Annotated in this window: 29 protein-coding genes, 1 tRNA gene and 1 pseudogene; 21 read left to right on the forward strand and 10 right to left on the reverse strand. The window is 56.4% G+C overall.

Features of this window, described 5'->3' with window-relative positions; translation table 11 throughout:
- Window positions 1–170 precede the first annotated feature (170 nt).
- The 3 genes from KW848_RS16050 (at window position 171) to KW848_RS16060 (ending at window position 1169) form a co-directional block, all read left to right on the forward strand.
- Window positions 171–247 (forward strand) — tRNA-Val (locus KW848_RS16050).
- Between the two features lie 326 nt (window positions 248–573).
- Complete coding sequence (locus KW848_RS32455) at window positions 574–822, forward strand: hypothetical protein (protein WP_375154719.1); 249 nt, start codon at window positions 574–576, stop codon at window positions 820–822.
- 152 nt (window positions 823–974) lie between these two features.
- Window positions 975–1169 carry a hypothetical protein gene (locus KW848_RS16060; RefSeq protein WP_218537430.1) on the forward strand — a complete coding sequence of 65 codons (195 nt, stop codon included), beginning with the start codon at window positions 975–977 and terminating at the stop codon, window positions 1167–1169.
- Window positions 1170–1235: 66 nt separating this feature from the next.
- Here KW848_RS16060 and KW848_RS16065 read toward each other — a convergent pair whose 3' ends face one another.
- Both KW848_RS16065 and KW848_RS16070 read right to left on the reverse strand, forming a co-directional pair.
- Window positions 1236–1988 carry a carbonic anhydrase gene (locus tag KW848_RS16065; RefSeq protein ID WP_218537431.1) on the reverse strand — a complete coding sequence of 251 codons (753 nt, stop codon included), beginning with the start codon at window positions 1986–1988 and terminating at the stop codon, window positions 1236–1238.
- Window positions 1989–2844: 856 nt separating this feature from the next.
- The gene (locus KW848_RS16070; protein ID WP_111452633.1) at window positions 2845–3057 is read right to left on the reverse strand and encodes a hypothetical protein; all 213 of its coding nucleotides are present in this window, start codon (window positions 3055–3057) and stop codon (window positions 2845–2847) included.
- A gap of 172 nt (window positions 3058–3229) precedes the next feature.
- Here KW848_RS16070 and KW848_RS16075 point away from each other — a divergent pair, with 172 nt between their 5' ends.
- Entirely contained in the window at window positions 3230–3685 is a 456-nt protein-coding gene (locus tag KW848_RS16075) for a DUF2214 family protein (RefSeq protein WP_218537432.1), read from the forward strand.
- A gap of 178 nt (window positions 3686–3863) precedes the next feature.
- Here KW848_RS16075 and csrA read toward each other — a convergent pair whose 3' ends face one another.
- A complete protein-coding gene (gene csrA / locus KW848_RS16080) occupies window positions 3864–4058 on the reverse strand; it encodes a carbon storage regulator CsrA (protein WP_007938114.1) in 195 nt (64 codons plus the stop codon).
- 250 nt (window positions 4059–4308) lie between these two features.
- On the opposite strand from csrA, the gene KW848_RS16085 reads away from it, so the two are divergent.
- Entirely contained in the window at window positions 4309–4674 is a 366-nt protein-coding gene (locus tag KW848_RS16085) for an SPOR domain-containing protein (RefSeq protein WP_218537433.1), read from the forward strand.
- Window positions 4641–4907: pseudogene (locus tag KW848_RS31850) on the forward strand (siderophore-interacting protein); the annotation flags it as partial. The gene KW848_RS16085 and the pseudogene KW848_RS31850, both read left to right, overlap by 34 nt.
- 169 nt (window positions 4908–5076) lie before the next feature.
- On the opposite strand, the gene KW848_RS16095 reads toward KW848_RS31850, so the two are convergent.
- The 4 genes from KW848_RS16095 to KW848_RS16110 form a co-directional block, all read right to left on the reverse strand.
- Window positions 5077–5766 carry a flavodoxin family protein gene (locus KW848_RS16095; RefSeq protein WP_218537434.1) on the reverse strand — a complete coding sequence of 230 codons (690 nt, stop codon included), beginning with the start codon at window positions 5764–5766 and terminating at the stop codon, window positions 5077–5079.
- Window positions 5767–5998: 232 nt separating this feature from the next.
- A complete protein-coding gene (locus KW848_RS16100) occupies window positions 5999–6688 on the reverse strand; it encodes an endonuclease (protein WP_218537435.1) in 690 nt (229 codons plus the stop codon).
- A 4-nt stretch (window positions 6689–6692) separates the two neighbouring features.
- Window positions 6693–6983 (reverse strand): DUF1654 domain-containing protein, encoded by a 291-nt coding sequence (locus KW848_RS16105; RefSeq protein WP_123365550.1) that lies wholly within the window; start codon window positions 6981–6983, stop codon window positions 6693–6695.
- 169 nt (window positions 6984–7152) lie between these two features.
- Window positions 7153–8241 carry an asparaginase gene (locus KW848_RS16110; RefSeq protein WP_008145640.1) on the reverse strand — a complete coding sequence of 363 codons (1089 nt, stop codon included), beginning with the start codon at window positions 8239–8241 and terminating at the stop codon, window positions 7153–7155.
- A 350-nt stretch (window positions 8242–8591) separates the two neighbouring features.
- Between KW848_RS16110 and KW848_RS16115 the strand changes: the two genes are divergently transcribed.
- The 8 genes from KW848_RS16115 to KW848_RS16150 all read left to right on the forward strand — a co-directional run bounded on the left by KW848_RS16115 (window position 8592) and on the right by KW848_RS16150 (window position 16260).
- Entirely contained in the window at window positions 8592–9053 is a 462-nt protein-coding gene (locus KW848_RS16115; protein WP_218537436.1) for a hypothetical protein, read from the forward strand.
- Window positions 9054–9248: 195 nt separating this feature from the next.
- A complete protein-coding gene (locus tag KW848_RS16120; protein ID WP_218537437.1) occupies window positions 9249–10205 on the forward strand; it encodes a sugar ABC transporter substrate-binding protein in 957 nt (318 codons plus the stop codon).
- A 56-nt stretch (window positions 10206–10261) separates the two neighbouring features.
- Entirely contained in the window at window positions 10262–11815 is a 1554-nt protein-coding gene (locus tag KW848_RS16125) for a sugar ABC transporter ATP-binding protein (protein ID WP_218537438.1), read from the forward strand.
- Window positions 11812–12789 (forward strand): ABC transporter permease, encoded by a 978-nt coding sequence (locus tag KW848_RS16130; protein WP_218537439.1) that lies wholly within the window; start codon window positions 11812–11814, stop codon window positions 12787–12789. The genes KW848_RS16125 and KW848_RS16130 overlap by 4 nt, the downstream gene beginning before the upstream one ends.
- 3 nt (window positions 12790–12792) lie before the next feature.
- Window positions 12793–13812 carry a LacI family DNA-binding transcriptional regulator gene (locus tag KW848_RS16135; protein ID WP_218537440.1) on the forward strand — a complete coding sequence of 340 codons (1020 nt, stop codon included), beginning with the start codon at window positions 12793–12795 and terminating at the stop codon, window positions 13810–13812.
- Window positions 13813–13869: 57 nt separating this feature from the next.
- Entirely contained in the window at window positions 13870–14787 is a 918-nt protein-coding gene (rbsK, locus tag KW848_RS16140; RefSeq protein WP_218537441.1) for a ribokinase, read from the forward strand.
- Entirely contained in the window at window positions 14784–15188 is a 405-nt protein-coding gene (gene rbsD, locus KW848_RS16145; protein WP_218537442.1) for a D-ribose pyranase, read from the forward strand. Before rbsK ends, rbsD begins: the two co-directional genes overlap by 4 nt.
- Window positions 15189–15231: 43 nt before the next feature.
- Window positions 15232–16260, forward strand: a complete 1029-nt coding sequence (locus KW848_RS16150; RefSeq protein ID WP_111452647.1) for a nucleoside hydrolase — start codon at window positions 15232–15234, stop codon at window positions 16258–16260.
- 37 nt (window positions 16261–16297) lie between these two features.
- Here the strand turns inward: KW848_RS16150 and KW848_RS16155 are convergent, their stop codons facing one another.
- Window positions 16298–16504 carry a hypothetical protein gene (locus tag KW848_RS16155; RefSeq protein ID WP_008145651.1) on the reverse strand — a complete coding sequence of 69 codons (207 nt, stop codon included), beginning with the start codon at window positions 16502–16504 and terminating at the stop codon, window positions 16298–16300.
- 132 nt (window positions 16505–16636) lie between these two features.
- Here KW848_RS16155 and KW848_RS16160 point away from each other — a divergent pair, with 132 nt between their 5' ends.
- Both KW848_RS16160 and KW848_RS16165 read left to right on the forward strand, forming a co-directional pair.
- Window positions 16637–16942: a hypothetical protein gene (locus KW848_RS16160; RefSeq protein WP_008145652.1), complete on the forward strand. Its 306-nt coding sequence runs from the start codon at window positions 16637–16639 to the stop codon at window positions 16940–16942.
- 167 nt (window positions 16943–17109) lie between these two features.
- Window positions 17110–17430, forward strand: a complete 321-nt coding sequence (locus tag KW848_RS16165) for an I78 family peptidase inhibitor (RefSeq protein ID WP_218537443.1) — start codon at window positions 17110–17112, stop codon at window positions 17428–17430.
- Window positions 17431–17501: 71 nt separating this feature from the next.
- Here KW848_RS16165 and KW848_RS16170 read toward each other — a convergent pair whose 3' ends face one another.
- Window positions 17502–17714, reverse strand: a complete 213-nt coding sequence (locus KW848_RS16170) for a cold-shock protein (protein ID WP_007905882.1) — start codon at window positions 17712–17714, stop codon at window positions 17502–17504.
- A gap of 290 nt (window positions 17715–18004) precedes the next feature.
- Window positions 18005–18307 (reverse strand): hypothetical protein, encoded by a 303-nt coding sequence (locus KW848_RS16175; RefSeq protein ID WP_111452649.1) that lies wholly within the window; start codon window positions 18305–18307, stop codon window positions 18005–18007.
- Window positions 18308–18681: 374 nt separating this feature from the next.
- On the opposite strand from KW848_RS16175, the gene thrS reads away from it, so the two are divergent.
- The 5 genes from thrS (at window position 18682) to pheS (ending at window position 22920) form a co-directional block, all read left to right on the forward strand.
- A complete protein-coding gene (gene thrS / locus KW848_RS16180; RefSeq protein WP_008145656.1) occupies window positions 18682–20604 on the forward strand; it encodes a threonine--tRNA ligase in 1923 nt (640 codons plus the stop codon).
- Window positions 20604–21155 carry a translation initiation factor IF-3 gene (gene infC, locus KW848_RS16185; RefSeq protein ID WP_169857083.1) on the forward strand — a complete coding sequence of 184 codons (552 nt, stop codon included), beginning with the start codon at window positions 20604–20606 and terminating at the stop codon, window positions 21153–21155. The genes thrS and infC overlap by 1 nt, the downstream gene beginning before the upstream one ends.
- A gap of 60 nt (window positions 21156–21215) precedes the next feature.
- Window positions 21216–21410, forward strand: coding sequence for a 50S ribosomal protein L35 (gene rpmI, locus KW848_RS16190; RefSeq protein WP_008145659.1), 195 nt, complete (start codon window positions 21216–21218; stop codon window positions 21408–21410).
- 27 nt (window positions 21411–21437) lie between these two features.
- Window positions 21438–21794, forward strand: a complete 357-nt coding sequence (rplT, locus tag KW848_RS16195) for a 50S ribosomal protein L20 (RefSeq protein WP_007905879.1) — start codon at window positions 21438–21440, stop codon at window positions 21792–21794.
- Window positions 21795–21903: 109 nt separating this feature from the next.
- Window positions 21904–22920, forward strand: coding sequence for a phenylalanine--tRNA ligase subunit alpha (gene pheS, locus KW848_RS16200; RefSeq protein ID WP_111452651.1), 1017 nt, complete (start codon window positions 21904–21906; stop codon window positions 22918–22920).
- The last annotated feature ends 2 nt before the right edge of the window (window positions 22921–22922 follow it).

Raw genomic sequence — 22922 nt, forward strand, 5'->3', positions numbered from 1 at the left:
TTTAATATATTTTACGAGTGCGTCGATCCTACCCGAGATAAAAATCGATCGCCAGCCACCGCAAAATCTTCTTTGCAGCCGCAAAATTAAATATTTTGCATATTCATAGGGTTAGCTCGAAAAAAGGTGTTGACACCCCTCCGGAATTCCGTAGAATGCCGCCTCACAGCAGGCACGTAGCTCAGTTGGTTAGAGCACCACCTTGACATGGTGGGGGTCGTTGGTTCGAGTCCAATCGCGCCTACCAAACAAAATCCGCTCTGCTGGGCGGTCTAGAAGGGCTCACCGAAAGGTGGGCCCTTTTTTGTTGCTTGCGATTTGCAGAGCCCCCACTCAAAACGCCAACTGGGCCCCCACCTCCAGATACTCGACCTTGTCGTGTCCTCACTTTGCCGGTGACCCGCTCGATGATGTTATAGGCGTTCTCGCCGAAGCGAACCGCCCCTACTAGTCCGTCCTTGCCGATCAGCATGTTGTTAATGCAGGCTTTGGATTTGGCTTGCTGTACCTGACCTGTGAATCATTGAGCGGCCTCATGGTCATATCGCTGACCTTTGTATTCAGGACGTTCAAATGAAGCGTGCAGTATTAATGTTCATGGCCATTTCAGGCTCTCTCCTGCTGGGAGGCTGTGGGCCTCACTGGGACGACGGAGAAAGGTACGGGCGAGATCGTGATCGAGATCATGATTACCGTCGTGGATACGACCGCGGGTATGACGATGATCGAGGGTATGACCGCCGATACGATCGTCGCGACAATGATCAGGGGTATGATCGCAATCACCGTCGTGATCGTGATCGTGACGATAGAGACGACTGAATGCGCTGGCCATCGGCAAGCGGGAGGCGGGGGTGACAGTGTCTCCTCGGGCCGGTCAATGATCACCTGGTTTGCCGCTTAGCTTTAGCGGCACGGATTGCCGGTGATTCAGGCGTAAGATAGCGGTGCTACCTCATCAAAAGGAGCAGCATATGATCGCCAACCAAATGAACAAGCCAGTATCTGAGGACGGAGCTGTTTGGGATCAATACTTCTGCGCTGCGTTGATTGCGGAAAGCAATTTGACCGCACCGGTTGTAGGAGGCGCCACTCATGAAGACAGGCAGAACCTGTTGATTGAAAGGGCCAAAGCTCTCGCCGACAAGATGATGGAAAACAGAAAATAACCAGAGCCCAGCCATCGCGCTGGGCTCTTCACATCTGGATCTCGGCAGCGGTGCAGCGCTACTGAATCAGGCAATCAAGTCTACTTTGCCGCTAGCAAGGCGATAGACGCCTCCCACTATCTTCAACGTGCCCTTGCTGAGCGCATCAGTCAGCAGTGGTGAGGCATTTTTAAGGCGGCTAACCGAGTCTTTGACATTCTGCGCTGTAGCGTTGTCGATAAGGTTTCCGGGGTTGTTGAGCACTTTCTCGATGGAAGGTTTAAGTGCGTCAGTCAATTTCGGGATGTGACCAGGGAAAACAGTGTGATCTTTTACTGCCTTTATTCCTGCACTGATGGCGCCGCAGCTCTCATGCCCCAGTACGAGGATCAGTGGTGCACCGAGCACCGCAACAGCGTATTCAAGACTTGCCAAACCCTCATCGGTTACGAAATTGCCCGCGACGCGTATGGCGAAAAGATCGCCTCGAGCAGTGTCAAAAGCATACTCAGGGGCGATACGGGAGTCAGAGCAACTTAGTACCGACACGAACGGGTTCTGGCCTGAGACCAAGGCTTCCCGCTCTGACTTGAAGTCATGTGTCTTGGAGTTGCCGGAAACATACCGTTCATTTCCCTCCATAAGCCTTTGAAGTGCCATGTCAGGACTGATGGAGTTTTGTGGTTTTGGCGCAGCAGCGGTTTTCTCGGCAGCCAGAACGAACTTGTCGGGCAGTGCGCCGGCAAGTAGCAGAGCGCCTGCTCCTAGTCCGGCAAACTGAAGAAATCTACGACGACCACTCGCGTTTTGAACAGGGTTTGAATCACATGATTTACACATGATCGTGTGTACTCAGGTCGGTTGATGGGAATGACTTGCTGTTGGGGGGCAAGTGCTTCCAGGGACCTTTGGCACTTGTGGTTGGAGTCTAGACGGGATGTAACATTATGTTGCTCGTGGCTTGCTTTCAGGCAATGCAGGGGCGTGGGTTCGGTCGCTTTCAGTGCCGAGAACCTCAAATGCCTTCAAGCGTTTTCAAAAACTCCCGGATGTGTCCGGCCGCCTCTTCGGGTACAACCTGAAGCAGGCAGTGCGGTGCTTCGATTTCAATGATTCGTGTATCGCGGTTCATTGAAGAAACCAGCGCAGACGCTGTCCCGGGAACCACCGAATCATGCTTAGCGCGAAGGTAAATAGTCGGTACGCTGACTTGGGCCAGCTTGGCGGATACGTCAACGGCAAGAACCGATCGTAGTCGTGAACGCATTACCGAAGGTTTCACTCGAGTGATGGCCTGACGTAGCGCTGCGCGCAACGCGCTCGTGGAAAACCGGCCGAGTAATACTTTGCTGATCCATCCGACAGGCGCAAGGCTGAACGGCAGTGCGCCTAGCAAAAAACTCAAGTGACTTAATAGGGGTCTTGGATTGCGTGCGAATCACCTGTTCCGTCCATTCCAGGTAGTAGAACCAGTGTGGGAGTTGATCGATTCATGTCTCCGTCCTTGGTGGGCGGCCATTCTGCCGTCGATCAATCGCGTACTGGATAACCACAAGCCTGGGTCGTCGCCAGGCACTGTAACGAGGGGATTGCCCCCTCGTTACAAATGTTGCGTGAAGAGCATGAATCACTACTGGGGTGGTTCATCTCAACAACGTCGGACCTGCGTGGTAAGTCCAACCCACTAAAACCAATCTTACTTGGCGTTCAGCTTCTTCAGTTCTTCATAAGTCGCCGACTGTACAAACCAGAAGCCGGAGATGATGCACCACGTCAGGGTACCGGTAATGAAAACGCCTGCCCCGGACCAGAAGCCCTGTACGAAGATCATGACCACTGCGGCGATCCAGATAACGGCCAGTGCGACGTACAGAACTACGTTGTTTACGCCAATTACGAACTCTTTCACGTCTATTCCCTTTTGAATGTTTATCCTCTGGCTCCTTACGCAAGGGCCAGTGGGCGGCATGATAGGGGGGTAGGTGGCTGTTCGCCAGTCATGTCACGGCCTGCAGGCAGATTTTCAGATTCTGGACTACTACTGACAAGCCCATTTCCTTATCCCTGTCAGGAGCATCTCTATGCTGTTTCACTGGTTTCTTGCGGCGATCCATCTCCTGGCTGTTGCCTTGGGCCTCTGGGCGGTACTCACCCGAGGGACGGCGTTAAGCCGCCTGGCCGTCGGTACGGCGCAGGTTCGCAATGTGCTGGTTGCCGATAACGTATGGGGCATCTGTGCGGGTATTTTGCTGATCACAGGTTTGCTGCGGGCCTTCGGTGGGTACGAAAAAGGCACCGATTATTACCTTCATCAGCCATTGTTCCATCTGAAGATGGCGCTGTTCGTGATCATTCTGCTGCTTGAAGTGGCACCCATGATCACCTTGATCAAGTGGCGGATCGCCGTGGGCAGGGGCGCTTCGATTGACCAGGGCCGAGCCAGGCTGTTTGCACGCATCAGCCATATCGAAGCGCTGTTGTTGATGTTGATGGTGATTGCGGCCACCGGCATGGCGCGCGGTGTGACCTTCGGCTAATAACGGCGTGATTCGTCGGGGTTAAAGCGAATAATCTGACAGTCACGGCGTGGCCGAAGCCGGTAGCATCGGCTTCACGAATGGGGGGGAGGCGAGGGCTCAGCAAAAATGCCGAGCATGAATCTTTAGCCAGCCATTGCGCTGTAACGAACGGGCTGGCTACTGACTGCAGCAGGATTCAGGGAGTCTGCGGTTTGTCTGGAGCGGTGAGGCCAGCCTGAATGCGCTGATAGATTTCTTCGCGATGAACCGCAACGTCTTTCGGGGCATTGATGCCAATTCTGACTTGCTGGCCGCTAACGCCCAGAATGGTGATCGTAATGTCATCACCAATATTTATGCTTTCACCGACTTTGCGGGTGAGTATCAGCATGGTCTTCTCCTTGATTGCTTTGTGGGGCACCTGATTCGGACAGTGCAGAGGTCGGTGGTATGTATAGATTAGTGCGAAGTCTCACGGTTTGGGTGCCTCTTTCTGACGCACAGATGCTGCATTAATTCCCAAGGCGTAACTATACAGAGGCCGCAACCATCATTCTCGTTGTTTTAAGCCCATTTTGCGGCACTCGGGAAGTATTCATGGATGCTAAAATCGCCGCTTTAAGCATTCTGAGGGAAGCGTTGTGCGCAAAATGGTCTTGGTAATCGCGGTATTGGCGCTGGCGGGATGCGGTGAAGGCAAGAGTATTGACGCGCAAAAGCCGCAACCGGCTGCTGCGACTGCACCTTCGGTGGTGTCCGGGCCGCAATGGGATCTCGAAGTACGAGGCGAAACACCTCAGGCGGTCAGCGATTTGAGCGGCTGGCTGATTGAGCACAGTTTCGTTTCCAATATCGTCAAGGAAAACGGAAAGACCCGGATTCTGCTCGGGCCATTCAGTTCGAAAGCCGAGGCTGAGGCCAAACAGACAGAAGTGCGCGCGGCGCTCACCCGGGCGAAGAAACAGAACATCGAATTGTTGGTTCTCGACCATCCAGTGGCCCAGTAGCAGTCCTTTTTCAGGCTGCTTTTGATGGAACGCCTACCAGGCTCGCTCATGGCGATGGATGGTGCGCACTTTACCGCTCGATGCCGGTTGCCCAGCGCGCGGCAATGCGCACTTACACCATTGCGTGCCGAGCAGGCAAAGTGGGTATCAACTTCGAGTTTCACGGCGAAACCGGCCCTGCATCCCGCTGGGCAATTCATGCCGCTGCGGGTGAGCCGATCCAGATCGTCGCACCTGATCGCCAGTTTTCGGCGCAAGACGCGGGTGGTTTCGAATGGAAGCCGCCTCAGCAGCTCAAACATCTGCTACTGGTCGCCGATGCCACGGCCTTACCCGCGGCAAAGCGGACTTTCTCGATATGCGCCATTTATCTGATATCTGATCCCACCGTTGAGGATGAGATCAGTCGTCAAATTTGCGCCATTCTTCGATCCCGGCGAGATTCCGTCGCCGGTTCTCTTGTATGTCGATCCGCCAGGAAGGGTGCTGGTCCGCACCGACCGTCCAACGTGCCGTCGCTCGCGCCACCCTGCGTCCAAAGCGCTCCGCGCTAAGCCTATCGCCTGGGTGCGGAGCGTTCTCCACTAAGAGATCATTCAGGCTTTGAGTCATCAGGCCTAGCCATGATCCGTTGACGTTCACGTCGGTGAAACCGCCATCGGTATAGTTGCCACCAGGCAAATCCCCGGCGCTTACCCACATCATTCCCATTTGCGCCGCGAAGATCGACATCTGCTGCAGCGTTACGAGCTTGTCGCCGGAGCGCGCTCCAGAGTTTGTGAAGCCGGCTGCGATCTTGTCCTTCCACTCCTGGCTGCGCCAAGGCACGATGCCAGCCTCGAGGAACAGCTTGAACAATCCATGGGCCGATCCCATATAGGTGGGCGCACCAAAAACGATGGCGTCAGCCGCCGCTAGCCGGCTCATGACAGCGTCGTCACGCCATCTGCCATCACTACCGATCTGAGCGGGCACGATCTTGATGAGTTCGGCGCATGTTCCCGCAACCTCTTCTGCGCCTCGCTTGACATGCTCCGCAACAGTCTCGGTGTGACCTCCTCCGGATGAATACACAATTGCGACGAAAGTCATTGATATCTCCTGATTAGAATTGCGACGCGACAAATCCGCCCTTGTCTGGAGCGATCCAGCGAGGATGAGTGGGAACTGCGTTTGATGCAAGGGCGAGTCATTTCCTTTGAGATCAAGAAAACGGGTTGCTATTCGCGGTGGCAATTCAAACGAGTGATCAGTACCGATGCAATCAGGTACTCAAGTGGACTGCCCGCATTAAACCCGAGGCCTTTGTGTTTTCAGCGAGCGCTCAACCGCAGGCTTTCATGTCGACCGGGCCGACAAACTCGTTGCCGCGTCCCATGACGCACGCCACGCGTTGGTTGCGCTGTCGTTCCCAGGCCTCTACCGGATAGGTTTTGCTCCAGGCTTCGTACAGTTGTCGATCCTGTTTCGACAAGCTCAAACCGTACTGTTTGCTCATATAGAAATACGTTCGAGCGATCATGCCGCGGATGGACGGGCGGGGCATGACCTTCTTCGCTTTGAAGTCGACCTGGGTCAGACACGAGCCATATTGGCCCGACTGCACCGGCAACCAGCCGAAACTGAAGTTGCTGCGATCGCCATTCACCTCACCAATGCTCGGTACCAGGTTGTGCAGGTCGGCTTCAGCCTTCTGGTAAGCCGAATCGTAACGCGTGCAGTTCTTGCGCCCACCTTCTTGCCAGCACTGACGCTGACGGCCGATCTGCCAGGCCGGAACAATGTGCTCCCATTCGATGCGGGAAGCGCGCTTGGCATTTTTACGCGGTACATAACCGCAGGCTGCGAGGTTGACCTTGTTGCCGGTGTATTTGCACCCGCAATAGAACTCTGTGGATTGCGGTGCGTAGAGCTTCCAGGCAACTTTCTTGGCTTCGTTGAAGGTGCGTGGGGCGCCAGCCTGGGCACTGACGGTGATGAACAAAAACAGCAAAGCAAGCCAGCGGACACTCATTGACTCAATCTTCCTTTGGCACAACCCAAAAAATCTGCACACCGCCATCGTCGCGATAGGCGAGGGTGACGTTGTCGTTCTCGTCGATTTCTTCGAGCAATTGTTCCCACTCATCCACGGGTTCGTCCGGTAGACGGAAGATCAAGGCTGCTTTGGCTTTTTGGGCGGTGGGGGAATTGATGATTTTTTGAACGCGCATGCCCATGCGTTCATAGGAGTCAGGAGAGGCAGAGGTGTTGGCCACGGAATTATCCTTATTAAGCTGTACGTGCATACAGTATTTAACTGTAGGCATTTTCGCAACTGCTTAAAATTCAAGAAAATCCTCTGACAGCAATTTTTTCCGTTTGATGTAGGACGAAGGGAAGATTTTTATCGAAATGTCGGAAGGGGTGTGAGCCACTCGCCTGGGGTGGCGAGTGGTGAAACCAGTGCCCGACCGGAACCGGTCGGGCGAGGGCGAATCAGTATTCCCAGAACATCCGTTGCAGCTCTTTGCTGTCATTGGTCTTGGTCAGTGCGACCATGGCCAGGATGCGAGCCTTTTGCGGGTTCAGGTCATGCGCCACAACCCAGTCGTACTTGTCGTCTGGCTGTTCAGCATTCCGCAGTACGAAACCGCCAGCGTTGACGTGGGACGAACGAATGATTTGCACGCCGTCCTTGCGCAAGGCTTGCAGTGATGGGACTACCCGGGACGAGACAGAGCCATTGCCGGTACCGGCGTGAATGATGGCTTTGGCGCCAGACTGAGCCAACGCCTTGTAGGCGGTATCACTGACGTTGCCGTAGGAATAGGCGATTTCGACGTCAGGCAGGCTCTTGATGGTTTTGATGTCGAATTCCGAGTCCATGGTGTGACGCTTGGCCGGCAGACGGAACCAGTAGGATTTGCCCTCGACCACCATGCCGAGTGGGCCCCAGGCACTTTTGAACGCCTCGGTCTTGATGTTGATCATTTTGCTGACGTCGCGACCCGACTGGATTTCATCGTTCATGGTCACCAGTACGCCTTTGCCGCGTGCGTCTTTGCTGCTGGCCACGGCCACTGCGTTGTACAGGTTCAGCATGCCATCGGCCGACATGGCGGTGCCTGGGCGCATGGAGCCGACAACGATGATTGGCTTGTCGGTTTTTTCCACCAGGTTCAGGAAGTAGGCGGTTTCTTCCAGGGTGTCGGTGCCGTGGGTGATAACGATGCCGTCGACGTCTTTGCTGTCGGCCAGTTCAGCCACGCGACGACCCAGTTGCAGCAGGTTGTCGTTGGTGATGCTTTCGGACGCGATCTGCATGACCTGTTCGCCACGAACGTTAGCCAGCTGGCTGAGTTCCGGAACCCCGGCGATCAATTGTTCGATGCCGACTTTTGCCGCTTGATAGGTCGCGCTATTGGCGGCGCTGGCGCCCGCGCCGGCAATGGTGCCGCCGGTGGCCAGGATCACCACGTTCGCCAGTTTCTGTTGGGTTTCGACTTCTTTTGCCTGAAGGGCAGTAGGCAGGAGCAGCAAGAGGGCCAAAGCGCCCGGAACGAAGGTCTTGAAAGCAGATGTCATTATTTTTCTCTCTAGTAGTGAGACGGTGCTGATGCAGGTTCATCTAGATGCGCCCCACGCGGATCTGAACGCTTGGGGTGAATGAGATGAGCAGGATCTATACCAGTCGCACTTCGAATGAGGAAAACTTTTAACTTGATGATTTGTATCAGTATTTATTTGAGTGGCCAGAATGTTTACACAACCTGTTGTCCGGGTTTCCGAACGCGTTGAGCGTTTGTGTTCGGCTCTCCGAAAAGTACTACGACCACTGTCGAGCAAATCGCCTTGCGAGATTGTGAATCAGTGCTAAAGAAACCCGCGCTTCGGTCGATGCTCCTTTAGAAGGATCTTTCTACTCAGGAGTTCACATGTCGTTATCCATTGGTTTCCCAAACGCCGCAGGCGTCACCATCGGCGGCAAGTCTGCCGCTACGATCCAAGCGTTGAACGACGCCACCGCAGAGGCTGCCGATAAGGCGCTGGGCACGAAAGAAGGCGACGGCAATCAAGTCAAGACTGGCCCTTTGGGATTGGATAAAAGTGCGGGCGCGCAGACCGAAACCCCAGATGAGAGCAACCAGAGTGTGGCGGTGAAAGTCCTGCTCAAACGCATGCAAGAGCTACAACAGCAACTGCGCGAGCAACAGCAACAATTAGCCGCAGCTCAGGCGGCGTCTTATCCGACACCGGAAGCCAAGACCACTGTGGTCATGGCATTTCAAGGACAGATTGCCGAAACCAATGGTGCGTTGCTGGAAGTGTCCGCAGCCCTCGTCAAGGAACTGGCCAAGGGTTCCAGCACCGGAGCGGTGGTCAACACCACGGCATGACTTGAATGCCCGGCTTTTGTCAGCCAGCTCAAATAAATGGTCTTTTCTGCTCGTTGACAAATGTCGGCAGGGTTCGCATAGTTCGGTCTCCGCAAACGTTTGCGCGGTGCTCCCGGTGGTTATCCATCCGTTAGCGCAATGAAACCTACGCCGCGCAAACGTTGCTCACAATAATCATAAGATCGGAGTGAACCCATGAAGCTGCCATTCGCTGGACGTCTTCTCGCTGTCGCTATGCTGGCTGCCGCATCCGTCGCGTTACCTGTCTCTTCGGCCTTCGCCGAGACGCCTGAAAAACCCAAAGTCGCGCTGGTCATGAAATCCCTGGCCAATGAATTCTTCCTGACCATGGAAGACGGCGCCAAGTCCTATCAGAAAGACCACTCCGGCGATTTCGAGCTAATCTCCAACGGCATCAAAGACGAAACCGACACGGCTGGCCAGACACGCATCGTCGAGCAAATGATTCTGGCCAAGGTCAATGCGCTGGTCATCGCGCCGGCCGACTCCAAGGCCATGGTTCCTGTGATCAAGAAAGCCATCGATGCCGGTATCACCGTGATCAACATCGACAACCAGCTGGACCCGGCTGTGGTCAAAAGCAAAAACCTCACCGTACCGTTCGTAGGCCCGGATAACCGCAAAGGCGCGCGTCTGGTGGGCGAGTACCTGGCCAAGCAACTGAAGGCCGGAGACGAAGTCGGCATCATCGAAGGCGTTTCAACCACCACCAACGCACAGCAAAGAACCGCAGGCTTCAAGGATGCGATGGAAGCGGCGCAGATCAAGGTCGTCTCTTTGCAATCCGGTGACTGGGAAATCGACAAAGGCAACAAGGTGGCTGCCTCGATCCTCAGCGAATACCCGCAAGTCAAAGCCCTGCTGGCCGGCAACGACAGCATGGCCGTCGGCGCAGTATCCGCCGTGCGCGCAGCGGGCAAGGCCGGCAAGGTGCAAGTGGTCGGATACGACAACATCAACGCCATCAAGCCAATGCTCAAGGATGGCCGCGTTCTGGCTACCGCTGACCAGTTTGCGGCCAAGCAAGCCGTGTTCGGCATCGAGACTGCGCTAAAGATCATCAAGGGTGAAAAAGTCGACAGCGGCACCAATGGCGTGATCGAAACTCCGGTAGAGCTGGTTACCAAGTAGTCCTTCTGGCGACACAACGGTGCTCGCCCGTCGGGGCGAGCGCATGGAGAGTTTTTATGTCAGTTTCCGCCCCGAACGCTGTCCTCTCGGTCAGCGGTATCGGCAAGACCTACGCCCAACCGGTCCTGACCGGCATCGACCTGACGCTGATGCGCGGTGAAGTGCTGGCGCTGACCGGCGAAAACGGCGCGGGAAAAAGCACGCTGTCGAAGATCATCGGCGGGCTGGTCACACCGACCACCGGTCACATGCAATTCCAAGGGCAGGATTACCGCCCCGCAAGCCGCACTCAGGCCGAAGACCTCGGCATCCGCATGGTGATGCAGGAACTCAATCTGTTGCCGACCCTGTCGGTGGCGGAAAACCTGTTTCTCGACAACCTGCCCAGCAAGGGCGGCTGGATCAGTCGCAGGCAATTGCGCAAGGCGGCGATCGAAGCCATGGCCCAGGTCGGCCTCGACGCGATAGACCCGGACACGCTGGTGGGCGAATTGGGCATCGGTCACCAGCAAATGGTGGAGATCGCCCGCAACCTGATCGGCGATTGCCACGTGCTGATCCTCGACGAACCGACGGCAATGTTGACGAACCGTGAAGTCGAGATGCTGTTCGAGCAGATCACTCGTCTGCAAGCTCGCGGCGTGTCGATCATCTATATCTCGCACCGTCTCGAAGAGCTGGCGCGGGTCGCCCAGCGTATTGCGGTACTGCGCGATGGCAACCTGGTTTGCGTCGAGCCGATGGCCAATTACAACAGCGAGCAACTGGTGACGCTGATGGTCGGTCGCGAACTCGGCGAACACATCGACATGGGCCCGCGCAAGATCGGCGCTCCAGCCTTGACGGTCAAAGGGCTGACCCGCTCCGACAAGGTTCGCGATGTGTCCTTCGAAGTGCGCGCCGGCGAGATCTACGGGATTTCCGGCTTGATCGGGGCAGGGCGCACTGAGTTGCTGCGCTTGATCTTCGGTGCTGATGCAGCGGACAGCGGCACGGTTGCACTCGGTTCGCCAGCACAGGTTGTCAGTATCCGGTCACCGGCTGACGCGGTCGGTCATGGCATCGCCCTGATCACCGAAGACCGCAAGGGCGAAGGCCTGCTGCTGACCCAATCGATCAGCGCGAATATTGCCTTGGGCAATATGCCGGTGATTTCCAGCAGTGGCTTCGTCAACAAGGGTGACGAGATGGCGCTGGCCCAGCGTCAGATCGACGCCATGCGCATCCGCAGTTCCAGCCCGACGCAACTGGTGTCGGAACTGTCCGGTGGTAACCAGCAGAAAGTCGTGATCGGCCGGTGGCTTGAGCGTGATTGCTCGGTGATGCTGTTCGACGAGCCAACGCGTGGCATCGACGTCGGCGCCAAGTTTGACATTTATGCCTTGCTCGGTGAGTTGACCCGTCAAGGCAAAGCGCTCGTGGTTGTGTCCAGCGACCTGCGTGAGTTGATGTTGATCTGCGACCGCATCGGTGTGCTCTCGGCGGGACGTCTGATCGATACCTTCGAGCGTGACAGCTGGACCCAGGATGATTTGCTTGCCGCCGCGTTCGCCGGCTACCAAAAACGTGATGCGTTGCTCAACGAAGCAGCGCCTAGGGATCTCGCATGAATACTGCAGTGACTGCCGGCAAACGTAGTGGCAACTTTTACGGCCTCGGAACCTACCTGGGACTGGCCGGTGCCTTGCTGGCAATGGTTGCGCTGTTCTCAGTTCTGAGCAGCCATTTCCTGTCCTATGACACCTTCAGCACCCTGGCCAACCAGATTCCGGACTTGATGGTGCTGGCGGTCGGCATGACGTTCGTGTTGATCATCGGCGGTATCGACCTGTCGGTGGGCTCGGTGCTTGCGCTCGCGGCGTCAACGGTCAGCGTGGCGATTCTCGGCTGGGGCTGGAGCGTGCTGCCTGCGGCGCTGCTCGGAATGGCGGCGGCAGCACTGGCCGGGACCATCACCGGTTCGATTACTGTGGCGTGGCGGATCCCGTCGTTCATCGTGTCCCTCGGTGTGCTGGAAATGGCCCGCGGTTTGGCCTATCAAATGACCGGATCGCGCACGGCCTACATCGGCGACGCCTTCGCCTGGTTGTCCAACCCGATCGCCTTCGGCATCTCGCCGTCGTTCATCATTGCCTTGCTCATCATCTTTATTGCCCAGGCAGTACTGACGCGTACCGTGTTCGGTCGCTATCTGATCGGCATCGGCACCAACGAAGAGGCGGTGCGTCTGGCAGGGATCAATCCGAAGCCCTACAAGATTCTGGTATTCAGTCTGATGGGGCTGCTGGCCGGTATTGCTGCGCTGTTCCAGATTTCTCGCCTGGAAGCGGCGGATCCGAATGCCGGCTCCGGGCTGGAGCTACAAGTGATCGCTGCGGTCGTGATCGGCGGCACCAGCCTGATGGGCGGTCGCGGTTCGGTCATCAGTACGTTCTTCGGAGTTTTGATCATTTCCGTATTGGCGGCCGGTCTCGCGCAGATTGGCGCAACTGAACCCACCAAACGCATCATCACCGGCGCAGTAATCGTGGTGGCGGTGGTGCTTGATACTTATCGCAGTCAGCGCGCAAGCCGGCGGACCTGAGTCATGGCAACAATCAAGGATGTGGCAGCGCTCGCGGGGATTTCCTACACCACGGTTTCCCACGTAGTGAACAAGACCCGACCGGTGAGCGAAGAGGTGCGGGTCAAGGTTGAGGCCGCCATCAAAACCCTCGACTACGTACCCAGCGCCGTGGCCCGGTCCCTCAAGGCCAAAACCACGGCGACCATCGGGTTGCTGGTGCCCAACAGCCTCAACCCGTACTTCGCCGAACTGGCGCGCGGCATCGAGGATTACTGCGAGCGTAATGGCTACTGCGTGATTCTTTGCAACTCAGATGACAACCCGGACAAGCAACGCAGCTATCTGCGCGTGCTGCTGGAAAAGCGTATCGACGGGCTGATCGTCGCTTCAGCGGGTGGTGACGCGGGGTTGGCGGAGGGCTTGGCAGGCGTGCGCACGCCGATGGTGATCGTCGACCGTGGACTGGAAGGTGTGAATGCCGACCTGGTGCGGATCGATCACGAATACGGCGCCTATCTGGCGACCCGACACCTTCTGGAGTTGGGGCACCGGGACATCGCAACCATTGGTGGCCCGGCGAGTACCAGTGTGGCGCAGATGCGTCTGGCCGGTTATTGCCGTGCCCTGAAAGAGGCGGGTGTCGAAGTATCCGGCGAGCGCATGCTGGAAACTGACTTCACCAGCACCGGCGGTTACAACGCCGCCGCGATCCTGTTGGAAAAGAACCCGCCGAGCGCGATCTTCGCCGGTAACGACATGATTGGCATCGGTGTGCTGCGAGCGGCGGCCGAGCGCAATATTCGCGTGCCGACGGACTTGTCGGTGATCGGCTTCGACGATATTCAGATGAGCCGCTATGTGTACCCGGCGCTGACCACTGTGGGGCAGTCGATCCTGCAACTCGGCGAGATGGCGGCCGAAGTGCTTTTAAGAAGAATCGCCACGCCGGATTTGGCCACTGATCAACGGATCGTGACGCCCAGTATCGTCCTGCGGGAGTCGACTGCGCCGCTGGCCGGCGTGTTCGCCCAGTTCCGTTGAAATAAAAAGCCGCTAAATCAAAAGCACCGCTGAAACAGAATTGATGAGTAGTGACGTATGCCAGCAAAAGTAGTGGTTATAGGCAGCCTGAACATGGACCTGGTCACCCGGGCGCCACGGCTGCCTCGTGGCGGTGAAACGCTGATCGGCGAGTCGTTTGCCACGGTTTCCGGTGGCAAGGGCGCGAATCAGGCGGTCGCTGCGGCGAGGCTGGGGGCGCAGGTGTCGATGGTCGGTTGCGTGGGCAGCGATGCTTACGGCGAAGAGTTGCGCGGGGCGCTGTTGGCCGAGCAGATCGATTGCCAGGCGGTCAGCACCGTCGACGATTCCAGCGGCGTAGCGTTGATCGTGGTCGATGACAACAGCCAGAACGCAATCGTGATCGTTGCCGGTGCCAACGGTGCGTTGACTGCAGAGGTGATTGATCGTTACGACGCCGTATTGCGGGCGGCGGACGTGATCATCTGTCAGCTGGAAGTCCCGGATGCCACTGTCGGTCATGCGCTCAAGCGCGGCCGTGAGTTGGGCAAGACCGTGATCCTCAACCCGGCACCGGCCAGCCGTCCACTGCCGGCGGACTGGTATGCGTCCATCGATTATCTGATTCCCAACGAAAGCGAGGCCTCGGCGCTGAGTGGTTTGCCAGTGGATTCTCTGGCATCTGCCGAAATCGCTGCATCCCGGTTGATCTCCTTGGGCGCCGGCAAGGTCATCATCACCCTCGGTGCTCAAGGTTCGCTGTTTGCCAACGGCAAAGGCTTCGAACACTTCCCTGCGCCGAAGGTGAAGGCTGTCGATACCACGGCGGCTGGCGACACCTTCGTCGGTGGTTTCGCCGCCGCGCTGGCGGCCGGCAAAAGCGAAGCCGACGCGATCCGTTTCGGCCAGGTTGCCGCGGCGCTGTCGGTGACCCGTGCTGGCGCGCAACCCTCGATTCCCACCTTGTCCGACGTACAGGCCTTTAAAGCACCATGAAAAAGACACCTTTGCTCAACGTCGCGTTGTCGCGGTTGATCGCTTCCCTGGGTCATGGCGACATCGTGGTGATCGGCGATGCAGGTTTGCCAGTGCCACCTGGCGTTGAACTGATCGACCTGGCCTTGACCCACGGTATCCCGGATTTCATCAGCACGTTGAAGGTTGTGCTCAGTGAAATGCAGGTCGAGAGCCATGTGTTGGCCCAGGAGATCCTGGACAAAAAGCCTTCGGCATTGGCGGCGCTCGATGAGCTGAATGCCTACGGTGCGCTGGGGCGGCGTGAGCTGCTCAGTCATGACCAATTCAAAGTCCTCAGCCGACAGGCACGGGCGATTGTTCGTACAGGCGAATGTCAGCCGTACTGCAACATCGTGCTGGTGGCTGGGGTTACGTTCTAACTCGCTGTTGTCTTTCTGCTGTCCCACGCACAAGGAGTGCGCTATGCCTCGCTATGCTCAGAAACTGCACCACCTGCTCCGGAGTCTGCTGCTTTTGTCCCTGATTACTGCAACAAGCGCCCAGGCGGCGGAAAAGATCGACTTGATCATCGACACCGATCCGGGTGCCGATGACGTGGTTGCCTTGCTGTTTGCTCTGGCATCGCCGCAAGAGCTGAACATTCGTGCGCTGACCACCGTCGCCGGCAATGTGCGTCTGGACAAGACGTCGCGTAATGCGCGGCTGGCCCGCGAGTGGGCAGGGCGCGAGGAGGTGCCGGTCTACGCGGGCGCTCCGAAGCCGCTGATGCGCACGCCGATCTATGCCGAGAACATCCATGGCAAGGAAGGACTGTCGGGTGTCACCGTACATGAGCCGAAAAAAGGCCTGGCCCAGGGCAATGCGGTCAACTACCTGATCGACACCTTGAAAGCTGCCAGGCCCCACAGCATCACCATCGCCATGCTCGGTCCACAGACCAACCTGGCCCTGGCGCTGATCCAGGAACCCGAGATCGTTCAGGGCATCAAGGAGGTGGTGATCATGGGCGGGGCGCACTTCAACGGTGGCAACATTACGCCGGTGGCTGAGTTCAACCTGTTCGCCGACCCACAGGCTGCGGAAGTGGTGCTGAAAAGTGGGGTGAAGCTGACCTACCTGCCGCTGGACGTGACCCACAAGATCCTTACCAGTGAGGCGCGTCTGAAGCAGATCGCAGCGATCAACAACAATGCCAGCAAGCTGGTGGGCGATATTCTCAATGAATACGTCAAAGGCGACATGGAGCACTACGGCATTCCGGGTGGCCCGGTGCATGACGCGACGGTCATCGCCTACCTGCTCAAGCCTGAGTTGTTCACCGGTCGTTCGGTCAATGTGGTGGTTGATAGCCGCGAAGGCCCGACGTTCGGCCAAACCATCGTCGACTGGTATGACGGCCTGAAAGCGCCGAAGAACGCTTTCTGGGTAGAAAGCGGTGACGCCCAAGGCTTCTTTGATCTGCTGACCGAGCGTCTGGCTCGTCTGAAGTAAGCCATAGACCCGCAGGTGCCAGCCTGCGGGTTTACGTTCACTCGCTATCTATCAGGCCAATATAGTCGGTAGGGTACTTCTCGAATATCTGGGCGATGAATATCTGGGCGGCTTGCGTGCCCAGTTCCTTGACCAATAAATCGATACCAATGATTGCCAACTCTTCCGGGCTGCCCGGGCTGTAAGAGCTGTGGCCCTGTGGCCACTTGGCTTTGATGTCGGCGTCGATACTTACGGTGGTCATGATGGCGCTCGTGAAGTCGGGAAAGTCTGAGTGTCGAGTTAACCATTTTGCGCGGCTTTTGGCACTCCGACTTAGGCATGAGGGGAGGGCTATGCGACACTTGGTCTTTGATGATTTTTCAAGGACTGTGCTGTGCAGATTGATTTGAACACTCCTGACGGCTTGACCCTTGAGGCGGTGCGTCAGTTGCTGGCCTCTGCCAGTGACGATGAGCACACTCAATTGCGAGTCACCAAGGGCGGCATCGCCTACATTTCGTCAGGCGTTGTGGGTGGTACTGATATCAGCGGGCTGTTGTTTCGTCTGGAGACGTGGGCCAAGGGATCCGGTTATGTAGGATTGGTCGCGGCCAGTGACGAGGTCTGGGTCATGCAGATTTTCAATGCGCTGAAAGAGAACTGGCCGAATCCGCCGTTCGACTACATTGACGTCTATTGAGCGCTGTTCATATTCAGTCACGATTGAGTGGTAAACGGCAGGGCAATGCTCAGGCAAACTCGCCGCGTGTCCGAATAGAGGGCGGGGTACTAGTGCTCCCTGTGAAACCAAACGCCAGAATGGCGGTCGCACGATCTCAGCTTAACTATTGAAAAAAAGGAGGCTTCATGCCTTGGAAGCTCGCGTCATTGGGTACTTTGTTGGCCGTTGCCATGCTGGCCGGTTGCAGCACTACCTCCACCGAGTCGACAGCAGATCCTGTCACGACGACTGACACGGGTCACAGCCGTTGTGAGGCAAAGGCTGCCGAATTCACCATTGGCAAAAAGGCTTCGCCTGAACTGCTGGAGCAGGCGCGTACTCGCGCAGGCGCGCAGAATGCACGGTTCCTCTTGCCCACCGACATGGTGACCCTGGAGTACCGCTCCGACCGTCTGAACCTGAACACCGATGCCAACCGGGTTGTGACCCGCGTCAACTGCGGCTGATCGCTCAGACGTTTGTGTCGCCCATAAAAAACCCCGTCACATGGACGGGGTTTTTTTAGTGCGGCTGAAAATTACTCAGCGCGGACTTGTGCAGCTTGCATACCCTTTTGGCCTTTCTCAGCCACGAAGGAAACGGTCTGGCCTTCTTTCAGGCTTTTGAAACCGTCGCTTTCGATAGCTTTGAAGTGTACGAACAGGTCGTCACCGCCACCTTGAGGAGTGATGAAGCCGAAGCCTTTTTCATCGTTGAACCATTTAACGGTGCCGGTTTGGCGATTAGACATGGTGTATCTCCAAGAAACATATATTTTCAGTAGTGCTGTGCTGCTCAGGCCAACTGGGCACACCGGGGTATCATAGTCGAAATGTTCGCTTTGGGAGCCCCCCGGACGTGCTGTTTGCCCTGCAGTCGCGTTCTGTTTACTGCTTGATGTAGCTGAAAGCCCCGTTTTACAAGGCTTTCAGCCGAAAGTAAAGACGATAAAAAAACCTGTAAAACCTGCATAAATTGTACGAAAAAGCTCAAATCCATCACTTTTTATCAGCGTTGATTCGAGTCAAAAGGACTTTTTTCTCACTTTTTCGCCGGTACATTGGCCTTGCATTTGGCTATCTGCGCCAGTGCTTTTTGCTGCAATTCCGGGGCAGCCTTGTTGTCCATCAGCGCTTGGATATCAGCCGCCGGGTAAGACTTTATCGAATCAGCACCGCAAGCGCAGTGAGCCTTCGCTGCTGCAGCACCGATCTGCGGAGTGGCTGCCTGAGTGCACTGAGCCATGTATTTCTCGCGTTCGCCCTTCGGCCAATCGGCATGGGCGGCCAGTGGCAGCAGCAAAACGATGGGGGCGACGACTGCGAATAAACGTTTCAGATGCATGCTGGGATGCTCCTTGTGGGTCAATGTCTTGTTATCTGAGGGGTAAAGCAGGGTTCTAGTTCAGCACTCTGGCATAAAATTGCCCGATTTGCCCCAAGACCACGCCTCGGTGCATCGACGACCGTTCATCTGTGCTAGCATGCCTGGCTCGGGCGTTTGCAGGCTCCGGATGACCTTCAGTCCCGGTAGCGGCAAATGTGCGAATAACCCTGATTTGAATCCCAGTCACTCTGGTTCGGTTTTCCGGTTGGCCGCAAGGCTCCTGCCGCTGTAAGGCAGGCGTTCGTCATTGAATGGCCTGGATCGGATCTTGTACTGGCTCATCCCAACCCACGTGACCTTTGGTAGGGGTCACCACTAGGAGAGGAGGCGCCATGCCAACTATTACTCTTCCCGACGGCAGTCAACGTTCATTCGATCACCCGGTATCCGTAGCCGAGGTCGCCGCATCCATTGGTGCAGGTCTGGCCAAAGCCACCGTGGCCGGCAAGGTCGATGGCAAGCTGGTCGACGCCAGCGACATCATCGGCAGCGACGCTACGCTGCAAATCATTACGCCAAAGGATGAAGAGGGGCTGGAGATCATTCGCCACTCTTGCGCCCACCTGGTTGGCCATGCGGTCAAGCAGCTGTACCCGACGGCCAAGATGGTCATCGGTCCGGTCATCGACGAGGGCTTCTATTACGACATCGCCTTCGAACGTCCTTTCACTCCGGACGACCTGGCCGCCATCGAGCAGCGCATGCAGCAGCTGATCGAAAAAGATTACGACGTGATCAAGAAAGTCACTCCGCGCGCCGAAGTGATCGAAGTGTTCAAGGCCCGCGGCGAAGACTACAAACTGCGCCTGGTCGAAGACATGCCGAACGAACAGGCCATGGGTCTGTACTATCACGAAGAATACGTCGACATGTGCCGCGGTCCGCACGTGCCGAACACACGCTTCCTGAAATCCTTCAAGCTGACCAAGTTGTCCGGCGCCTACTGGCGTGGCGATGCCAAGAACGAGCAATTGCAGCGCGTTTATGGCACGGCATGGGCAGACAAGAAGCAGCTGGCGGCTTACATCCAGCGCATCGAAGAAGCCGAGAAGCGCGATCACCGCAAGATCGGCAAGCGTCTGGGCCTGTTCCACACCCAGGAAGAGTCGCCGGGCATGGTGTTCTGGCACCCGAACGGCTGGACTCTGTACCAGGTGCTCGAGCAATACATGCGCAAGGTTCAGCGCGACAACGGTTACCTGGAGATCAAAACTCCGCAGGTCGTTGACCGCAGTCTGTGGGAGAAGTCTGGGCATTGGGCTAACTACGCCGACAACATGTTCACCACGCAGTCGGAAAACCGCGACTATGCCATCAAGCCGATGAACTGCCCTTGCCACGTGCAAGTGTTCAACCAAGGCCTGAAAAGCTACCGTGAGTTGCCAATGCGCTTGGCCGAATTCGGTGCTTGCCATCGTAATGAGCCATCGGGTGCGCTGCACGGCATCATGCGTGTGCGTGCATTCACTCAGGATGACGCCCATATCTTCTGCACTGAAGAGCAGATGCAGGCCGAATCCGCTGCGTTCATCAAGCTGACCATGGACGTTTATGCCGACTTCGGCTTTAAAGACGTCGAGATGAAGCTGTCCACTCGTCCGGAAAAACGCGTCGGTTCCGACGAGTTGTGGGATCGCGCCGAAGCAGCCCTGGCTGCAGCCCTTGATAGCGCTGGCTTGCCGTACGATCTGCAGCCGGGCGAGGGTGCGTTCTATGGTCCGAAGATCGAGTTCTCGCTGAAAGATTGCCTTGGCCGCGTCTGGCAGTGTGGTACCCTTCAGCTCGATTTTAACCTGCCTGTCCGTCTGGGAGCCGAATACGTCTCTGAAGACAACAGTCGCAAGCACCCGGTTATGTTGCACCGGGCGATCCTTGGCTCCTTCGAACGTTTCGTCGGAATCCTGATCGAGCACTACGAGGGTGCATTCCCCGCGTGGCTGGCTCCGACCCAGGCAGTGATCATGAATATCACTGATAAACAGGCTGATTTCGCCGCTGAGGTTGAAAAAACTCTCAACGAAAGCGGATTTCGTGCCAAGTCTGACTTGAGAAATGAAAAGATCGGCTTTAAAATCCGCGAGCATACTTTGCTCAAGGTTCCTTATCTCTTGGTTATCGGAGATCGGGAAGTCGAGATGCAGACTGTCGCTGTGCGTACTCGTGAAGGTGCTGACCTGGGCTCGATGCCCGTCGCCCAGTTCGCCGAGTTCCTCGCTCAAGCGGTTTCCCGGCGTGGTCGCCCAGATTCGGAGTAATTACTATTAAGCGTGAAATGAGACAAGATAAACGAGCTGCACCGAAGGCCCCGATCAACGAGAATATCTCGGCACGCGAGGTTCGGTTAATTGGGGCTGAAGGTGAACAGCTTGGGATTGTGTCAATTGAAGACGCGCTTCTTAAGGCTGAAGAGGCCAAACTGGATCTGGTGGAAATTTCCGCCGATGCAGTACCCCCTGTTTGCAAACTGATGGACTACGGCAAATCGATCTTCGAAAAGAAGAAGCAGATTGCCGCGGCCAAGAAAAACCAGAAGCAGATTCAGGTTAAAGAAATCAAGTTTCGTCCAGGGACGGAGGAAGGGGATTACCAGGTAAAACTGCGCAACCTGGTACGTTTCCTGAGTGATGGGGACAGGGCCAAGGTATCCTTGCGATTCCGCGGCCGTGAGATGGCCCACCAGGAGCTGGGGATGGAACTCCTCAAGCGAGTTGAAGGTGACTTGCTCGAGTACGGTTCGGTCGAACAGCATCCTAAGATGGAAGGACGCCAACTGATCATGGTCATCGCCCCGAAAAAGAAGAAGTAATCAATAGGGCACGGCAGGCCTTCTGATTATGTTTATCAACTGAATGCGGAGTATCCGAACATGCCAAAAATGAAAACTAAAAGTGGTGCTGCTAAGCGGTTTCTGAAAACTGCTAACGGTATCAAGCACAAGCACGCTTTCAAGAGCCACATCCTGACTAAAATGTCGACCAAGCGTAAGCGTCAACTGCGCGGTAGCAGCTTGCTGGCACCGTGTGACGTGGCAAAAGTCGAGCGCATGCTGCGCCTTCGTTAATTTAGTCAAGAATAGAGGAAGTAACTCATGGCTCGTGTAAAGCGTGGCGTCATTGCCCGTAAACGTCACAAAAAAATTCTGAAACTTGCTAAAGGCTACTACGGCGCTCGCTCGCGCGTATTCCGTGTTGCCAAGCAAGCGGTAATCAAGGCAGGCCAATACGCCTACCGTGACCGTCGTCAGAAAAAACGTCAGTTCCGCGCTCTGTGGATCGCTCGTATCAACGCTGGTGCACGTATCAACGGTCTGTCCTACAGCCGTTTCATCGCCGGCCTGAAAAAAGCGTCCATCGAGATCGACCGTAAGGTTCTGGCTGATCTGGCAGTGAACGAAAAAGCGGCGTTTGCTGCGATTGTCGAGAAAGCTAAAGCCACCTTGGCTTAAGTACCCCCGACAGTCACCCGGTCTCACCTCTGTGGGGTCAGGTGTTAAACGTCATAAATAGGGGAAGAGCCTTCAAGCTCTTCCCCTATTTTGTATCTGGAGTCTGTACATGGAAAACCTGGATGCGCTCGTCTCTCAAGCTCTAGAGGCTGTGCAAAGCGCTGAAGATATCAATGCCCTGGAGCAAATCCGGGTTCACTACCTTGGCAAAAAGGGTGAATTGACTCAGGTGATGAAGACCCTGGGGAATTTGCCGGCAGAAGAGCGTCCGCAAGTCGGCGCCCTGATCAACGTTGCCAAGGAGCGTGTCACAGAGGTTCTCAATGCGCGCAAGGCACTGTTTGAAGAGGCCGACCTGGCCGCCAAACTGTCCGCCGAGTCCATTGACGTGACCCTGCCTGGCCGTGGCCAGGCCTCGGGTGGTCTGCATCCGGTTACTCGCACTCTGGAACGTATCGAACAGTTCTTCACTCACATCGGCTACGGCATTGCCGAAGGCCCTGAGGTCGAAGACGACTATCACAACTTCGAAGCACTCAACATCCCAGGCCATCACCCGGCCCGGTCGATGCACGACACCTTCTATTTCAATGCCAACATGTTGCTGCGCACCCATACCTCGCCGGTACAGGTCCGCACCATGGAATCAAAACAGCCGCCGATCCGCATCGTCTGCCCAGGCCGTGTGTACCGTAGCGACTCCGATATCACCCACTCGCCGATGTTCCACCAGGTCGAAGGCCTGTTGATCGACCGTGATATCAACTTCGCCGACCTGAAAGGCACCATCGAAGAGTTCCTGCGCGTGTTCTTCGAAAAAGAACTGGCCGTGCGTTTCCGTCCTTCGTACTTCCCGTTCACCGAGCCATCCGCCGAAGTCGACATGGAATGCGTGATGTGCAGCGGTAAAGGCTGCCGTGTCTGCAAGCAGACTGGCTGGCTGGAAGTCATGGGCTGCGGCATGGTTCACCCGAATGTGCTGCGCATGTCCGGGATCGACCCGGAAGAGTTTTCGGGCTTTGCCTTCGGCATGGGTGTTGAGCGTCTGGCCATGCTGCGTTACGGCGTGAACGACTTGCGTCTGTTCTTCGACAACGACTTGCGGTTCCTCGCGCAATTTCGCTAGTC

Source organism: Pseudomonas sp. PDM25, from assembly GCF_019219045.1.
Taxonomy (GTDB): Bacteria; Pseudomonadota; Gammaproteobacteria; order Pseudomonadales; family Pseudomonadaceae; genus Aquipseudomonas.

Bases quoted from the DNA above. Each gene is read 5' to 3' on its own strand.
- KW848_RS32455 (WP_375154719.1), top strand. From the start codon at position 574: ATGAAGCGTGCAGTATTAATGTTCATGGCCATTTCAGGCTCTCTCCTG.
- KW848_RS16060 (WP_218537430.1), top strand. From the start codon at position 975: ATGATCGCCAACCAAATGAACAAGCCAGTATCTGAGGACGGAGCTGTT.
- KW848_RS16065 (WP_218537431.1), bottom strand. From the start codon at position 1,988: ATGTGTAAATCATGTGATTCAAACCCTGTTCAAAACGCGAGTGGTCGT.
- KW848_RS16075 (WP_218537432.1), top strand. From the start codon at position 3,230: ATGCTGTTTCACTGGTTTCTTGCGGCGATCCATCTCCTGGCTGTTGCC.
- csrA (WP_007938114.1), bottom strand. From the start codon at position 4,058: ATGCTGATACTCACCCGCAAAGTCGGTGAAAGCATAAATATTGGTGAT.
- KW848_RS16095 (WP_218537434.1), bottom strand. From the start codon at position 5,766: ATGACTTTCGTCGCAATTGTGTATTCATCCGGAGGAGGTCACACCGAG.
- KW848_RS16100 (WP_218537435.1), bottom strand. From the start codon at position 6,688: ATGAGTGTCCGCTGGCTTGCTTTGCTGTTTTTGTTCATCACCGTCAGT.
- KW848_RS16105 (WP_123365550.1), bottom strand. From the start codon at position 6,983: ATGCCTACAGTTAAATACTGTATGCACGTACAGCTTAATAAGGATAAT.
- KW848_RS16110 (WP_008145640.1), bottom strand. From the start codon at position 8,241: ATGACATCTGCTTTCAAGACCTTCGTTCCGGGCGCTTTGGCCCTCTTG.
- KW848_RS16115 (WP_218537436.1), top strand. From the start codon at position 8,592: ATGTCGTTATCCATTGGTTTCCCAAACGCCGCAGGCGTCACCATCGGC.
- KW848_RS16120 (WP_218537437.1), top strand. From the start codon at position 9,249: ATGAAGCTGCCATTCGCTGGACGTCTTCTCGCTGTCGCTATGCTGGCT.
- KW848_RS16125 (WP_218537438.1), top strand. From the start codon at position 10,262: ATGTCAGTTTCCGCCCCGAACGCTGTCCTCTCGGTCAGCGGTATCGGC.
- KW848_RS16130 (WP_218537439.1), top strand. From the start codon at position 11,812: ATGAATACTGCAGTGACTGCCGGCAAACGTAGTGGCAACTTTTACGGC.
- KW848_RS16135 (WP_218537440.1), top strand. From the start codon at position 12,793: ATGGCAACAATCAAGGATGTGGCAGCGCTCGCGGGGATTTCCTACACC.
- rbsK (WP_218537441.1), top strand. From the start codon at position 13,870: ATGCCAGCAAAAGTAGTGGTTATAGGCAGCCTGAACATGGACCTGGTC.
- rbsD (WP_218537442.1), top strand. From the start codon at position 14,784: ATGAAAAAGACACCTTTGCTCAACGTCGCGTTGTCGCGGTTGATCGCT.
- KW848_RS16150 (WP_111452647.1), top strand. From the start codon at position 15,232: ATGCCTCGCTATGCTCAGAAACTGCACCACCTGCTCCGGAGTCTGCTG.
- KW848_RS16155 (WP_008145651.1), bottom strand. From the start codon at position 16,504: ATGACCACCGTAAGTATCGACGCCGACATCAAAGCCAAGTGGCCACAG.
- KW848_RS16165 (WP_218537443.1), top strand. From the start codon at position 17,110: ATGCCTTGGAAGCTCGCGTCATTGGGTACTTTGTTGGCCGTTGCCATG.
- KW848_RS16170 (WP_007905882.1), bottom strand. From the start codon at position 17,714: ATGTCTAATCGCCAAACCGGCACCGTTAAATGGTTCAACGATGAAAAA.
- KW848_RS16175 (WP_111452649.1), bottom strand. From the start codon at position 18,307: ATGCATCTGAAACGTTTATTCGCAGTCGTCGCCCCCATCGTTTTGCTG.
- thrS (WP_008145656.1), top strand. From the start codon at position 18,682: ATGCCAACTATTACTCTTCCCGACGGCAGTCAACGTTCATTCGATCAC.
- rpmI (WP_008145659.1), top strand. From the start codon at position 21,216: ATGCCAAAAATGAAAACTAAAAGTGGTGCTGCTAAGCGGTTTCTGAAA.
- rplT (WP_007905879.1), top strand. From the start codon at position 21,438: ATGGCTCGTGTAAAGCGTGGCGTCATTGCCCGTAAACGTCACAAAAAA.
- pheS (WP_111452651.1), top strand. From the start codon at position 21,904: ATGGAAAACCTGGATGCGCTCGTCTCTCAAGCTCTAGAGGCTGTGCAA.